Annotated in this window: 10 protein-coding genes and 2 rRNA genes; 6 read left to right on the top strand and 6 right to left on the bottom strand. The window is 45.4% G+C overall.

From position 1 onward, the window contains the following. The first annotated feature begins 94 nt into the window (after positions 1-94). Positions 95-1,117, top strand: coding sequence for an SMP-30/gluconolactonase/LRE family protein (locus Q4592_RS04410; RefSeq protein WP_303510277.1), 1,023 nt, complete (start codon positions 95-97; stop codon positions 1,115-1,117). A gap of 74 nt (positions 1,118-1,191) precedes the next feature. On the opposite strand, the gene Q4592_RS04405 is transcribed toward Q4592_RS04410, so the two are convergent. Further along, positions 1,192-1,668 carry a hypothetical protein gene (locus Q4592_RS04405; protein ID WP_303510276.1) on the bottom strand — a complete coding sequence of 159 codons (477 nt, stop codon included), beginning with the start codon at positions 1,666-1,668 and terminating at the stop codon, positions 1,192-1,194. Between the two features lie 338 nt (positions 1,669-2,006). On the opposite strand from Q4592_RS04405, the gene Q4592_RS04400 reads away from it, so the two are divergent. Beyond that, the gene (locus Q4592_RS04400) at positions 2,007-4,160 is read left to right on the top strand and encodes a TonB-dependent hemoglobin/transferrin/lactoferrin family receptor (protein ID WP_303510275.1); all 2,154 of its coding nucleotides are present in this window, start codon (positions 2,007-2,009) and stop codon (positions 4,158-4,160) included. Between the two features lie 59 nt (positions 4,161-4,219). On the opposite strand, the gene Q4592_RS04395 is transcribed toward Q4592_RS04400, so the two are convergent. Then, on the bottom strand, positions 4,220-5,062 hold the full coding sequence (locus tag Q4592_RS04395; RefSeq protein ID WP_303510274.1) for an HDOD domain-containing protein: 843 nt from the start codon (positions 5,060-5,062) through the stop codon (positions 4,220-4,222). Positions 5,063-5,146: 84 nt separating this feature from the next. Further along, positions 5,147-5,713 carry a DUF1415 domain-containing protein gene (locus Q4592_RS04390; RefSeq protein WP_303510273.1) on the bottom strand — a complete coding sequence of 189 codons (567 nt, stop codon included), beginning with the start codon at positions 5,711-5,713 and terminating at the stop codon, positions 5,147-5,149. A 253-nt stretch (positions 5,714-5,966) separates the two neighbouring features. Between Q4592_RS04390 and Q4592_RS04385 the strand changes: the two genes are divergently transcribed. Continuing rightward, positions 5,967-6,725: a hypothetical protein gene (locus tag Q4592_RS04385; RefSeq protein WP_303510271.1), complete on the top strand. Its 759-nt coding sequence runs from the start codon at positions 5,967-5,969 to the stop codon at positions 6,723-6,725. Positions 6,726-6,788: 63 nt separating this feature from the next. Here the strand turns inward: Q4592_RS04385 and Q4592_RS04380 are convergent, their stop codons facing one another. Beyond that, entirely contained in the window at positions 6,789-7,667 is an 879-nt protein-coding gene (locus Q4592_RS04380) for a LysR family transcriptional regulator (RefSeq protein WP_303510269.1), read from the bottom strand. A 104-nt stretch (positions 7,668-7,771) separates the two neighbouring features. On the opposite strand from Q4592_RS04380, the gene Q4592_RS04375 reads away from it, so the two are divergent. The 3 genes from Q4592_RS04375 to Q4592_RS04365 all read left to right on the top strand — a co-directional run bounded on the left by Q4592_RS04375 (position 7,772) and on the right by Q4592_RS04365 (position 11,595). Beyond that, on the top strand, positions 7,772-8,749 hold the full coding sequence (locus Q4592_RS04375) for an aldo/keto reductase (RefSeq protein WP_303510266.1): 978 nt from the start codon (positions 7,772-7,774) through the stop codon (positions 8,747-8,749). A 30-nt stretch (positions 8,750-8,779) separates the two neighbouring features. Next, positions 8,780-9,751: an aldo/keto reductase gene (locus Q4592_RS04370; protein ID WP_303510264.1), complete on the top strand. Its 972-nt coding sequence runs from the start codon at positions 8,780-8,782 to the stop codon at positions 9,749-9,751. Between the two features lie 113 nt (positions 9,752-9,864). Next, the gene (locus Q4592_RS04365) at positions 9,865-11,595 is read left to right on the top strand and encodes a GGDEF domain-containing protein (protein WP_303510262.1); all 1,731 of its coding nucleotides are present in this window, start codon (positions 9,865-9,867) and stop codon (positions 11,593-11,595) included. 90 nt (positions 11,596-11,685) lie between these two features. Here Q4592_RS04365 and rrf read toward each other — a convergent pair. Next, positions 11,686-11,801 (bottom strand): 5S ribosomal RNA (rrf, locus tag Q4592_RS04360). A 118-nt stretch (positions 11,802-11,919) separates the two neighbouring features. Next, positions 11,920-14,807, bottom strand: a 23S ribosomal RNA gene (locus Q4592_RS04355). Positions 14,808-14,827 lie beyond the last annotated feature (20 nt).

The raw sequence follows: 14,827 nt of genomic DNA, 5'->3' as shown, positions 1-14,827 counted from the left end.
TATTTAACTCTCGGCTACAAAATGGACAACCAATTTAAATAATTGGATAACCTGTAGAAAAACAACGATATTCACTGTGATTAAAGGACTAAACATGCGAACTGCGTTTATTCTCGCCGCTACTCTCACCGTCAGCGCTTGCGCTACAACTCAGCAAAATACTCAACTTGAAGATGCATTAGAAACAACCGGCTCGATAGAGATCATCAATCAACAAGCACTTAGTTACCTCGCCGAAGATGCCAAAATTAGTATTCGAGGAAAAGGGTATCGCTGGACAGAAGGCCCTGTTTGGATTGCCGAACAAAACTATTTACTGTTTTCTGATATCCCCAACAACACGGTAATAAAATACCAGCCGAATCAGGGGACTTCTGTTTATTTGGCGCAGTCTGGTGCGAGCGGTTTATATGAGGGTGATTATGGTCAGGGCGCTAATGGTTTATTGCTTAACGATGATGGCCAACTCGTCCTCCTGCAGCAGGGGGATCGCCGAGTAGCGATAATGGATGCTCCTCTTACATCACCAAAAAGCGAATTTATTACTTTGGCCAGCCACTATCAAAAAAAGCGCCTAAATAGCCCTAATGACGCGGTTTACCATAGTGACGGTAGTTTGTATTTTACCGATCCACCTTACGGCTTAAATGCCGGTATGGATGATCAACGTAAGGAGATTGACTACCAAGGTATTTACCGCTTAAGCAGCGATGGTGAAGTAAGCCTATTGGATAAGAGCGTGAATTTTCCAAACGGTATTGCATTGTCCTTAGACGAAACGACTTTATATGTTGCGGTGTCTGATGATGCCCACCCTCGCTGGTTAGCCTACGATCTTAACGCTGATGGAAGCATTGAAAATAAGCGTATGTTCTATAACGCTAAAGCGCTGATTGGTGTAGAAGGAGAGCAAGGCCTGCCAGATGGCATGGTAGTGCATTCAAGTGGTAATATTTTTGCTTCTGGCCCTGGTGGCGTGTGGCTGTTTAGCCCTAAAGGAGAGGTACTAGCAAAAATTCGCACCGGTAGGTTAACCGCCAATTGCACCCTTTCAGCGGATGAAAAAACACTGTTTATCACCGCTCACGATACCTTATTGTCTGTGCCACTGTTATAAGCTGAGGCTGCATTAGCGGAGCAATCTCGAAAGTATGTTGCTCCGTTGAATGCTGATATTAGCGGTCCCGCTATTTACTCAGTAGAATTACTTAGCAGCCACTTATTACCTTTTAAATCTAAAAAATCTCGGCCTATTTTCAACACCATAATTTTACGCTCGGCCTCACTGTCCAGATAAGCGCCCGCAGCAACCGTAGCTTGCGGATTTTTAGCTAACATTAGCCCTCCCGCCATGCGTTTCCCCGCCACTACATTGCCGCCTTCCAATACGCCCATTTCAATCACTGACGGGGCATGGAAATACCAGTAATCATCATCTTCTGCTTCCAGCGCATACTCACCTTGTAAAAAACGTACCCCACGCTTTCCTTGTTGAGCACTGTCTAAACACACAACTGCATCAGTAAAACTTAGGCTACGAGTTGGCATTTCTATCACACTCACTAAGCGCTCTTCAAAGCCAGAGCCCACTCCAACTGATTTACAGCCACTCAGCAGTAAAACCACTAAGCCAATCATTAGTATGCTTAGACTATTTTTATTGTTCACCACTTTACTTCCTTATTTGGGTTTAAACGCCAATGCGCCGCCAAGCAACAAATAAACACTCCTTAACGTCACTAACAACTCAATACTACTCAGATTTAAAGTAGCACAATTGCTATCAATGCGATTGACGAGTTAACCCATCACCTTTAAACACATTTAATAAAACCATTTATTGCCCAATCGGCCGCTAAACCACTATTGCAATGTGGTTTTCTGTAAATAGCCAAAGTTCCTATTCATAAAACTATAATTAAATGCAAATGATTTTAATTCTCATTCGTATTATGTATAGTGCGCTTTAATTACACTTTACAGGATAAGGACAAAGCCTGGTTTTTATGAAAACACTCAATCGCACACTCATTGCCAACGCAATAATACTCAGCTTAAGCCCAGTCGCCATGGCTAATTCCAACAGCACCATGTTTGATGAAGTGGTCGTGTCGGCAACCCGTACTGAGCAAAATCTTAAAGATGTTTCATCTAGCGTAAGTTCTGTTAGCTCAGAGCAACTAGAGAAGCAAATGGCTAACGATTTAAACGATGTAGTACGTTATGAGCCAGGCGTTACCACAACAGGCCAAGGTAGATACGGCACTAGCGGGTTTAACATTCGGGGCCTTGATGGTAGCCGTATCAAACTGATGGTTGACGGTATTGAGCAACCAACAGCCTACAACCCAGGCGGCGACGTAATGAACAAGGGACCAAACTCCTATGAGATTGATACCTTAAGTGCTGTAGAAATTAACAAAGGCCCGGCCTCTAGTTTGTATGGTAGTGACGCCTTAGGTGGTGCGGTACTGCTACGCACTAAAAATCCTGAAGATGTATTAGACGAAGGCGATGCTAATCACGTAGCGATAAAGGCTGGCTATAACAGCTCGAACGAAGCTTACAAAACAACCCTAGAGCTGGCCAAGCGTTACCAAAACTGGGAAGGCTTAGCTATTTATACGTATCGTGATGGCAGCGAAACCCAAGCCCACTCTTCTGGTGCGGACATCAATGGCCGAGATCGTGGTCAAGCCGATCCTTATGACTTTGACTCGCATAACTTGCTATTAAAAGCCAATTACCAGCTAAATGAAGCGCATACATTTGGTGTAGTTGCCGAGTTGTTCCAACGCCAATCTAAAGGGCAAATACTGAGTAATGAAGGCTACACCATTGCACCAGGCTTTACCTATACCAATGCTAACAGTGAAGACGAAGATAGCCGCAGCCGCGTAGGATTAAATCATACCTGGACAGCCAATAATCTCGCCTTTGATGACGTGTTTTGGCAGCTAAGTCATCAACAAAGCAAGTCTGAGCACAATAACTACGACACCACCGGTTTTTACGGCAGTCGCAACCGCGAGCGTAATGGCGAAGACAGCAGTCTGCAGTTTGATGCACAATTTAATAAATTACTCGAATTTGCTCACGGTAGCCATGAGCTAAGCTATGGTTTAAGTGCTATTAATAGTGACTTTGAGCTAGATTACCGCACCCACTACTTTGATACAGGAACGGTTGACCCAGGAGCCCCAGAGGTGCCAGCAGCAGATTCCGAAAAGCGCGGAATATTTATTCAAGATCATATGTACTTGCTAGATGAGCGCTTAGTGGTAACCGCAGGTCTGCGTTATGACGACTACCAAGCAACTCCAGATGCGAGCAGCGGCTTTGAGCAACATAACAGTGATGCACTTACCAAACGTTTAGGCGCGGTTTACCATTGGAACCAGCAGTTCAGTACCTTTGCGCAATACAGTGAAGGTTTTAGAGCCCCTACCTTACAAGAGCCTTATTACGCATTTGATAACAGCGGTCATGGTTACGCCACGCTATCTAACCCCAACCTTAAGCCAGAAGAGAGCCAAAGTTACGAGTTAGGTTTACGGGCAAATACCGATGCGTCTAGCATGGAACTGGTGGGTTTCTTCAACGACTACACTAATTTTATACAATCGGTAACCGATTACAGCGATCCAAGCTACCCAGCTGGTATCACCATCAACGAAAATATTGGCGAAGCTGAGATTTACGGAGTGGAGTTTAAAGGTCACTATTGGTTAGACGATGCCTTTGGCGCGCCTAAAGGCACCTATAGCCGCTTAAGCGTGGCTTACGCACAAGGTAAAAACAAAGAAGACGGCAGCTCGCTTGATTCAGTCGCACCGCTCACTGCAGTGTGGGGATTAGGTTACGATCACAGTGACGATCTTTGGGGAAGCACCTTAAACCTTACCATGGTAGCCGCCAAAAAAGACGGTGATTGGGCGGCAGAAGATAATGCCCACGCACCTGGTTACGCGTTACTTGATTTAACGGCTTATTATCAGCCAGTAAATGACTTAGTGCTGCGCGCAGGTTTGTTTAACGCTCTCGACCAAAAGTACTGGAGTTACACCGATTTAGATGGCAAAGACTCTGACTATCAAGGTTTAGACCGTTACACCCAACCCGGCAGAAACTGGGGAGTAGATGTAGCCTACAAATTCTAGGCAATACTAACTAAAAAAGGCTAGCCACTAGGCTAGCCTTTTTGTTTAGCTTTTAGCGCTTAAGCTTGGGTATCAGCCACTGCATTCAACACATCTTCTAACTGCTGGTCTTCCATATTCAAAAAAGCCAATAAACCGTCATAACTCTCTTGCCAGGCTTCTTCTTCACTGTTCACACCTAACTTACGGTAAGCCACAATACGGGCAATTTTTAGAATCGCTAACATCAATAAAGACGACTTAGTCAGCTCTTGCGAACCAAATAAACCATCACTATCATGCTGATAATAAATCGCCTCTATCATTACCTTAGGTAAGCTCCATTGCTGGGCAATTAGAGCAGCAACGGTGGCATGGGTAGTCCCATATCTAATTCGCTCTTGTTCCGCCAGTTTTCCCCAGCCCATGTCATTGGCTTCCGCTAGCATTCTTTCGTATTCAGGAAAAGACTGAAGCAATGCGGGCACGCCTGCTTGATGGAACAACCCTAACATGTAGGCGTTATCTTTGGCTGATTCAAACCCCAGTTCTTCTGCTGTAGCAGCTGCGCAACTGGCTAACAGATTGGCTTCTAACCAAAATGCGTCCAACACCTTAGATGCCGGCATAGCTCCCTTTAAGGCCACTGCCTTAACAATAGGAAATACACGATTAATCCCTAAGGTCATCACCGCTTGGTGAATCGATTTAATCTCGTTTAGGCGACGAAAAGCCGCAGAGTTAACAATTTGTAATACTGCACCAGAGATCCCTACATCACTGGCAATAGCTTCGGCAATTACCGATACATCTGGCTCAGCTTTTTTGGTCTCTTGAGTGATAGTTAATAACACTTGAGGGCGCGGTGGAATGGTTAAATCCGCCAAAATTGCTTTTTCGGCCGCCGTTATAGTTAAGGACATATCACCTCCTGTAAAATTATTCGGCACAGAATAGATAATTTACCCAGTAATATCAAAAAGATATACAAGAGTTTTTATTCTAAATCAGTTTTTGCAGCTCGCTAACAACTGTTTAAGCGCTGCACTCCCCAAATCCTCGGTGACTTGAATATTTCGATCAGGGATCCCTTCAGGGTCTGGATGAAGTTTAGTTAACCTACTGATAGTTTTCTCACGAATCAGGTGCAAAGTGGCATACGGCGAGCGGTTAGTATAATTACTGGGCTCATTTGCTGGTTCACCTGCAAAGCAATAATCAGGATGAAAACTCGCTAGTTGATATACCCCATCATAACCCTGCTTGCTAACGAGCTGTTCTGCCCAGTTGAGCATATCCAAATAGTCATGAAAGTCTTGCAGCGCTGGCACAATAAACATGGTGGTTTCAATGTCTGCTTGCTCATCAAGCAGTTGGCATTCTGTAATCAATTGCTGCAGCAGGTTTTCAACATCATCGCTGCCATTTACTGCATACCGGATACTTCCCCGCTCTACTTCACGCTTAGCAAAAGGGCAAATGTTGTACTCAACCACAAAATTTGTGACCCACTGTTTTGTATGCTGCTGATAGTGCTCGTCGCTTAACTGAGCCGTGCTGGGTGAGTCTGTCATCTAGTTTCCTGTAGAATCATTGAGTCTTGCAATATCAAGGTATTCACGATCTTAATCTGTGACGGCTGCAGCTGTAAACCAATCTGGCAACTAAATAGTTTTCAACCCATCACTAATGGCTATCGCCTCCCTGTAGAAGTTTAATATTTCAATCAAGTTACATAAATCATAATTGTATTACAAAACTGTATTTGCGTTAGCCATTTATGAGGCGTAGATTAATTTCACATTAATTTTATAGAGGGATTAGATAATGCAGTTTTCTAAACTCTGTGTTTCTTCTGCGTTAATTGCCATGTTAAGTAGCTGTGGAGGAGGCAGTGATTCACCTTCACAAGTCGTTCTATTAGACTCATTTCAAATCTCCAGCTACGACTTCGTAAAAAGTGATTCAGATCTGTCTTCAATAGAAATAAAAGCCCAATACGATAGCGCAGTAGAAGGCGTGGTGAACAAAACCATTTACGATGGCCCCTTATTTGGCGGGTCGTCGCTGTCACCCATCAATGTTATAGCTAATCCAAATAGCAGCTATACGGTAGATATGAGCTTAATCGATAGCAATAGCCAAATGGTGCTAGCCTCCGACACTATCATTGCTTCAGACGCTGCAAAAAAACTAGTGTTTGCCTTTGGCGATACCAGCAAAAACCTTTACCAATTTTCTGCAGAAAATGCTCCAGAAAAAGACTACACCACAGAAAAAGTACCGGTATACGTTGTTAATGCGCGAGATATGGAGCAGGTGGAAAGCTACAACATCTTAGTTGATGGCTCACTTGAAGCCGACAATGTGCCAGTACGCAAACTATCCTCAAAACTTCTGTTATCGCCTTCGCAGCAATCAATCATGCTGAGCTTAACACGCAACGGCATTGAGCTTGATCGCTGCGAGCTAGGTACAGATTCAGATGGCGACGGCACGACAAACTGGGCAGACACCGAGTGGCTAGTAACGTTTCTACCTGAGGGGAAATGCCAACTCAATAACTTAGACATATTTAACCAATAAGCTAATAACAAACAGGGTAAATAAGCATAGCTAGCAGGGAGTATTCTCGACCGCTAACGCTCACTAAATAGGGTGAGCAACTGCGTAAGCCACTAACCAGTCGGCGAGCATACTCACTCGTTTGGAACGAAAACGAGCAGGAGGAAACACCATCCACAATGGTTGGCTAAGCTCTTGCCAATCCTGCAGCACCGCTTCTAAACTCCCCTCAGCTAAGGCCTCACGCAAATACATCTCGTGAGTACGAATAAGGCCTAAACCTTGTAAAGCCGCTTGTTTAAGAACATGACCATTAGGACATGAAAAAGGCCCGCTCACCGTAGTCATTAGTTTTTGTTCCCTTTGCACAAAGGGCCACTGAGAAACCGTGCCACACACGCACTGATGCTGCTTTAGTTCATCTGGGTGCTTCGGCTTGCCATAACGCTCAAAATAGCTTGGACTGGCCACCACATAGGTATTCATCTGGCTTAGTATTCGCACCTGTAAATTGGAATTTGGCAGCGCCCCCATTCTAAACACGATATCAAAAGGAGAAGACAGCAAATCTTCCCGTTGTGAAGACAAGTCCAGCTCTATATCAATATTCGGGTGTTCTTGGCGAAACGCCATTAAAGCAGGCGCCAACCACTGCTCGGCAAATATTCCCCCTAACGAATTAATCACGACTTTACCTTGCAAGTGATGCTGTAACTGCTGAGCAGCTAACGCGCCATCCTCTAACAACTCTAAACCTTGCTGGCAGCTTTGATAGTAGCGTTCGCCCGCTTCGGTTAAACGTAGTTTACGGGTAGAGCGGTATAAGAGCTGTACACCTAAGCGTGTTTCTAAATCACTCACTCGCTGACTAATACTAGCCTTAGAGCTGACCAATTTTTCAGCCGCAGCGGTAAAGCTTCCCTCTTCCACTACCGTGACAAAATCGAGTACGCCGTTAAACATATTAATCCAATTTTCTGAACAATTAATTTCAATAATAGTGAATTATCAAACTAAATAAAATACGTACACTATCCCAATGCTTTTTATTCAAATGGAATACCACTATGCAAAACCGACTATTAGGCAAAAGCGGCTTAGCGCTCACCGAGCTAGGATTAGGGTGTTGGCAGTTAGGCGGCGATTTTGGCCCGATTAGCGAGGCAGACTCGTTGGCGATTTTAGATCAAGCCTACCAAAGTGGTGTGCGCTTTTACGATACCGCCGATGTATATGGTGCTGGCTTAAGTGAGCAAGTACTTGGAAAGTTCTACCAACAGCATAACGATATTTGCATTGCGACCAAGGTAGGCCGCGATGCCAGTTTATTTCCAGACAAATATACTAAGCAAGGATTACAACAGGGCATAGAATCAAGCTTAAAACGGCTAGGTGGCGATTCAATTGATTTGATTCAACTACATTGTATTCCTTACCCAGTAATGCAAGATGGTGAAGTATTTACTTGGCTACAAGATTTTAAACAACAAGGCTTAATCCAACATTACGGGGTCAGTGTCGAGTCGATGGATGAAGCGAAGCTGTGCTTGAAGGATCCTCAGCTTACCAGCTTGCAACTGATCATTAATATCTTTAGGCAAGATGCACTAAGCGAAGTGCTTAATCTAGCGGAGCAGAAAAATGTCGGAGTTATTGCGCGTTTACCTTATGCCAGCGGCTTGTTGAGCGGCTCAGTTACCGCACAACGAACTTTTGCCGACAGCGACCACCGAAATTACAACCAAAATGGTGCCGCCTTTCATGTAGGTGAAACCTTTGCAGGTCTACCGCTTGAAAAAGCCCTCAGCTTGGTAGAACAGCTTACGGCTCTGTTGCCAGACAACCGCCCTATGGCCGAGTGCGCCATTCGCTGGTTGCTCGACCAACCTCAAATTACCAGTGTTATAACTGGAGCCAGTAAACCACAACAGATTAAACAAAATGTTACATACGCTCAGCAAGCACCGCTAAGTAACGAGCTACACACATGTTTAGCCAACTTTTACCGACAGCACGTTAGCCCTTGGGTGCGTGGTAATCGATAACATTAGTTCACTGAGTAAAAGGAAGCGACGATGGAAATGCGACAGTTAGGACCATGGCAAGTCAGCCCAATGGGCTTAGGATGCTGGGCAATTGGCGGGCCGTTTTATGATCTCGACAACAAACCCTGCGGCTGGGGCGAAGTAGACGACAAAGTATCAATAAAAGCTATTCATGCAGGTATTGATGCGGGAATAAACTTCTTTGATACCGCTGCCGTTTACGGTGCAGGACATAGCGAGAAAGTATTAGGCCAAGCCTTAGAAGGTAAGCGCGAAAAGATAGTGTTAGCCACAAAATTTGGCGTTGACTTTGACACCACAAGCAAGTCAATCACTGGCAGTTTTCATGAACAATCAAACATCATCAAGCACTGTGAAGCTAGCTTAAAACGGCTCAATACTGACTACATCGATGTGTATCAATTACACCTCAATGATTTGCCTTTAAGCCATGTAGATGAGGTGCTACTCAGCCTAGAAAAACTGGTAGAAACGGGGAAGATTCGTCGTTATGGCTGGAGCACAGATCATCTAGACCGTGCTGAAGCGTTTAGCCAAGGTAAGCACTGCGCCGCCATACAGTTCCAAAATAACGTACTAGACCAAAACACGAGGCTTACTCACTTCTGTTTTGAGCATAAATTGGCGGCAATTAACCGTGGTCCCTTAGCTATGGGTCTTTTATCTGGAAAATATCATAGGCAAGCTATTTTAGATCCTAAGGATATTCGTAACATCAATCCGGAATGGCTTAAGTACTTCAACAATGGCAAAGCTTCTCCCGCGCTTTTAAGCAAACTTGAGGGCATACAATCTATTCTCACAAGCAATGGAAGAACGCTTATTCAAGGCGCGCTCGCATGGATATGGGGTTCTTCAAGTAACACTCTCCCCATACCTGGATTTAGAACAGTCGAACAAGTTGTTAGCAACGCAAAAGCGATGGAACATGGAGCTCTAAGTACCGCTCAAATGCAGGAAATTAAGCAACTACTCAACTAAAATAGAGCTAAACACCTAAATTTTAAGAAAAAATCAATATTCATCTATCGGTCATATTTCTGTAAATAACAACTGCTAAACATATTTAAACAATGAATATAGGAAGCGGCAGGATGCGAGCTCAGTTACAGTTGGAGTTTAACGATCTAATTAGACAACAAAGCATTAATACTGCTTTCCAAACAATTTGGGATCATAACAACAACCAAGCCTTAGGTTATGAAGCCCTGTCGCGCGGACCAACAAATAGCTACTTTCACTCGCCTCTAGCGCTTTTTGAGTTTGCTCGTCAATCGAGTCAACAACATGAGCTGGAACTTCTCTGCGCTCAACTCGCTAGCCAACGCTTCGATAAGCAGAATATACGGGGTCATTTATTCATAAACTTTTCGCCCGATACTTTACTGTATATTTACCAGCAGAAAGGCGATCTCTACTTTAAGCAACTCATTCCAGCCAATGGTCAGTTAGTCATTGAGCTCACCGAGCACCTTCCCATCTGTGTAGATGAAGCTCTTCTGGAATGCGTATCAGATTTACGTAAACTGACGATTTCATTTGCGTTAGACGATTTTGGCGCAGGTTACGCAGGCATAAAGACTTGGTTACAACTCAGCCCCGAATATCTAAAGCTCGATTGCTTTTTTTGCGAACAGTTGCTTGAGAATGGCAAAGTCGGTACAGCGATTACAGCGATGGTTAACCTAGCCGAACAAATTGGCAGCCAAGTCATCGTAGAGTGCATTGAAAATGCCGAACAATACCAGCAGTTAGTAAACCTAGATATCCCCTACTTACAAGGCTTTCATATTGCCCGCCCTACCTCTAAGCCAAAGCAACGCGAAACAGCCCCTGCCACCCCGATTAACAGCGAACCCTATACAGCACTTTCTTTAGCAACTATAGCTAGCACTGTTGTGCCAGAACTGTCCTCAAAAGAACTGCTAAAAACAATGCTAGAAGACAAGTCTATTCACTCACTGCCGGTGGTAAATAAGCATCAGCAAGTCTTAGGTTTACTTAAGCGTGAAGAGCTACTGTCTAGGTATTCAGGGCCTTACGGACACTCGCTCAATCAACGAAAAACCGTGGCCGATCTTATGGATACCAAGCCTCTTATTGTTGATGTTAATACCAGTTTGAGCGAGATCGGTCGTAAACTTAGTCAGCATACTGTTAGCGGTTTAGATGCCTCTTTCATTGTGACCCAAGATAATCACTATTACGGTATAGGTTTAGCCGTAGATGTGATGCGCAAGTTATCAGACTACAAACTACAACTAGCACGCTATGCAAACCCACTAACAGCTTTACCCGGTAATGTCCCCTTACAACGTAGTCTAAATAACTTAATCGCCGCTAATCAAAGCTTTGATCTTGCCTACTTTGATCTCAATAACTTCAAACCGTTTAATGATATTTGTGGTTATGAACGAGGCGACCGTATGATCAAACTTGTCGCAGAATTATTAAGGTTACACTTATGCCGGCATGCACATTTTATTGGGCACCTCGGTGGCGATGACTTTATAGTGATTTTTACCCGACAAGGCTGGCAACCGTCGGTACTGCAATTGCTCAATCAGTTTGATTCTCGGCGAGAACCACTTTATCGCCAAAAAGACTTAGATGCTGGCGGAATTGTCGCTAAAGACCGCGAAGGCCAGCAGCGTTTCTTTCACTTAACCGGTTTAGCTGTAGGAGTCACCCGCTGGACAAGCGCAACTCAACTCAGTATCCAAGAGTTAAGTGAACGCGCCAGCCTTGCTAAGAAGCAAGCCAAAAAAAACCATTGGTCTACCTTGTATGTTCAAGAGAGTGATAAGCGGGAAAGGGTAGAATAAAGCTCTTGTAAAAACGCAGAGTAAATTGCCAAACGTGATAAATCGCAGGCAATAAAAAAGCCCGCTCATTGAGCGGGCTTAGTAATTGGCGCCTGGCGGTGACCTACTTTCACATGGGGAAACCCCACACTATCATCGGCGCAGTTGCGTTTCACTTCTGAGTTCGGCATGGGTTCAGGTGGGTCCACAACGCTATTGCCACCAGGCAAAAACTTGTTGTCTTTAACATTCGAAAAAGCTGAAACATCCCACGAGTCTAACAAGCACTCTTGGTTTCTAAAATAAGATAATCTTCGTCAAACATACACACCACTTAGGTGTTGTATGGTTAAGCCTCACGGGTAATTAGTACAAGTTAGCTCAATGCCTCACAGCACTTACACACCTTGCCTATCAACGTTGTAGTCTCCAACGGCCCTTCAGGGGACTTAAAGTCCCAGTGAGAATTAATCTCAAGGCCTGCTTCCCGCTTAGATGCTTTCAGCGGTTATCAGTTCCGAACGTAGCTACTGGGCAATGCTATTGGCATAACAACCCAAACACCAGCGGTTCGTCCACTCCGGTCCTCTCGTACTAGGAGCAGCTCCCTTCAATTCTCAAACGCCCACGGCAGATAGGGACCGAACTGTCTCACGACGTTCTAAACCCAGCTCGCGTACCACTTTAAATGGCGAACAGCCATACCCTTGGGACCGACTTCAGCCCCAGGATGTGATGAGCCGACATCGAGGTGCCAAACACCGCCGTCGATATGAACTCTTGGGCGGTATCAGCCTGTTATCCCCGGAGTACCTTTTATCCGTTGAGCGATGGCCCTTCCATACAGAACCACCGGATCACTATGACCTACTTTCGTACCTGCTCGACGTGTCTGTCTCGCAGTTAAGCTGGCTTATGCCATTGCACTAACCGTACGATGTCCGACCGTACTTAGCCAACCTTCGTGCTCCTCCGTTACTCTTTGGGAGGAGACCGCCCCAGTCAAACTACCCACCAGACACTGTCCGCAATCCCGATAAGGGACCAACGTTAGAACATCAACACTACAAGGGTGGTATTTCAAGGTCGGCTCCACATCATCTAGCGACAACGCTTCAAAGCCTCCCACCTATCCTACACATGTAGGGTCAATGTTCAGTGTCAAGCTGTAGTAAAGGTTCACGGGGTCTTTCCGTCTAGCCGCGGGTACACCGCATCTTCACGGCAATTTCAATTTCACTGAGTCTCGGGTGGAGACAGCTTGGCCATCATTACGCCATTCGTGCAGGTCGGAACTTACCCGACAAGGAATTTCGCTACCTTAGGACCGTTATAGTTACGGCCGCCGTTTACCGGGGCTTCGATCAATAGCTTCGTCCGAAGACTAACCACATCAATTAACCTTCCGGCACCGGGCAGGCGTCACACCGTATACGTCATCTTTCGATTTAGCACAGTGCTGTGTTTTTAATAAACAGTTGCAGCCAACTGGTATCTGCGACTCTCAGCAGCTTAGGGAGTAAATCCCATCACCATCAAGAGCGTACCTTCTCCCGAAGTTACGGTACCATTTTGCCTAGTTCCTTCACCCGAGTTCTCTCAAGCGCCTTGGTATTCTCTACCCAACCACCTGTGTCGGTTTGGGGTACGGTTTCGTATAATCTGAAGCTTAGAGACTTTTCCTGGAAGCAGGGCATCAACCACTTCATGTCCGTAGACACTCGTCATCAATTCTCAGCCTTAGACACCCGGATTTTCCTAAGTGTCCAGCCTACAACCTTAAACATGGATAACCATCACCATGCTGGCCTAGCCTTCTCCGTCCTCCCATCGCAATTATACGAAGTACAGGAATATTAACCTGTTTCCCATCGACTACACTTTTCAGTCTCGCCTTAGGGGCCGACTCACCCTGCTCTGATTAACATTGAACAGGAAACCTTGGTCTTTCGGCGAGGGGGCTTTTCACCCCCTTTATCGTTACTCATGTCAACATTCGCACTTCTGATACCTCCAGCAAACCTTACGATTCACCTTCAACGGCTTACAGAACGCTCCTCTACCATGCTAATAAATTAGCATCCGTAGCTTCGGTGCATAGCTTAGCCCCGTTACATCTTCCGCGCAGGCCGACTCGACCAGTGAGCTATTACGCTTTCTTTAAATGATGGCTGCTTCTAAGCCAACATCCTGGCTGTCTAAGCCTTCCCACATCGTTTCCCACTTAGCTATGACTTTGGGACCTTAGCTGACGGTCTGGGTTGTTTCCCTTTCCACGACGGACGTTAGCACCCGCCGTGTGTCTCCCGGATATTACTTAGTGGTATTCGGAGTTTGCAAAGGGTTGGTAAGTCGGGATGACCCCCTAGCCTTAACAGTGCTCTACCCCCACTAGTATTCGTCCGAGGCGCTACCTAAATAGCTTTCGAGGAGAACCAGCTATCTCCCGGTTTGATTGGCCTTTCACCCCCAGCCACAAGTCATCCGCTAATTTTTCAACATTAGTCGGTTCGGTCCTCCAATTGGTGTTACCCAATCTTCAACCTGCCCATGGCTAGATCACCGGGTTTCGGGTCTAATCCCAGCAACTATGCGCGCAGTTAACACTCGGTTTCCCTACGGCTCCGCTATTCGCTTAACCTTGCTACTGAAATTAAGTCGTTGACCCATTATACAAAAGGTACGCAGTCACCCCACAAGGGGGCTCCCACTGCTTGTACGTATACGGTTTCAGGTTCTATTTCACTCCCCTCACAGGGGTTCTTTTCGCCTTTCCCTCACGGTACTGGTTCACTATCGGTCAGTCAGGAGTATTTAGCCTTGGAGGATGGTCCCCCCATATTCAGACAACATATCACGTGTGCCGTCCTACTCGATTTCACTTAAAGTAGATTTTCATGTACGGGGCTATCACCCTGTATCGCTGTCCTTTCCAGAACATTCCACTAATCACATAAAAGCTTAAGGGCTAATCCGGGTTCGCTCGCCGCTACTACCAGAATCTCGGTTGATTTCTTTTCCTCCGGGTACTTAGATGTTTCAGTTCCCCGGGTTCGCCTCGCAACGCTATGTATTCACGTTGCGATACTGCATAAAATGCAGTGGGTTTCCCCATTCGGAAATCCATGTCTATAACGTCTTTTATCGACTTAACATGGCTTATCGCAGATTAACACGTCCTTCATCGCCTCTGACTGCCAAGGCATCCACCGTATACGCTTAGTCACTTAACCATACAACACCTAAATGTTGT

Source organism: Agarivorans sp. 1_MG-2023 (assembly GCF_030548385.1).
Lineage (GTDB): Bacteria > Pseudomonadota > Gammaproteobacteria > Enterobacterales > Celerinatantimonadaceae > Agarivorans.
The sequence above is the reverse complement of the archived record's forward strand: the minus strand, read 5'-3'. Positions and strand labels throughout refer to the sequence as shown.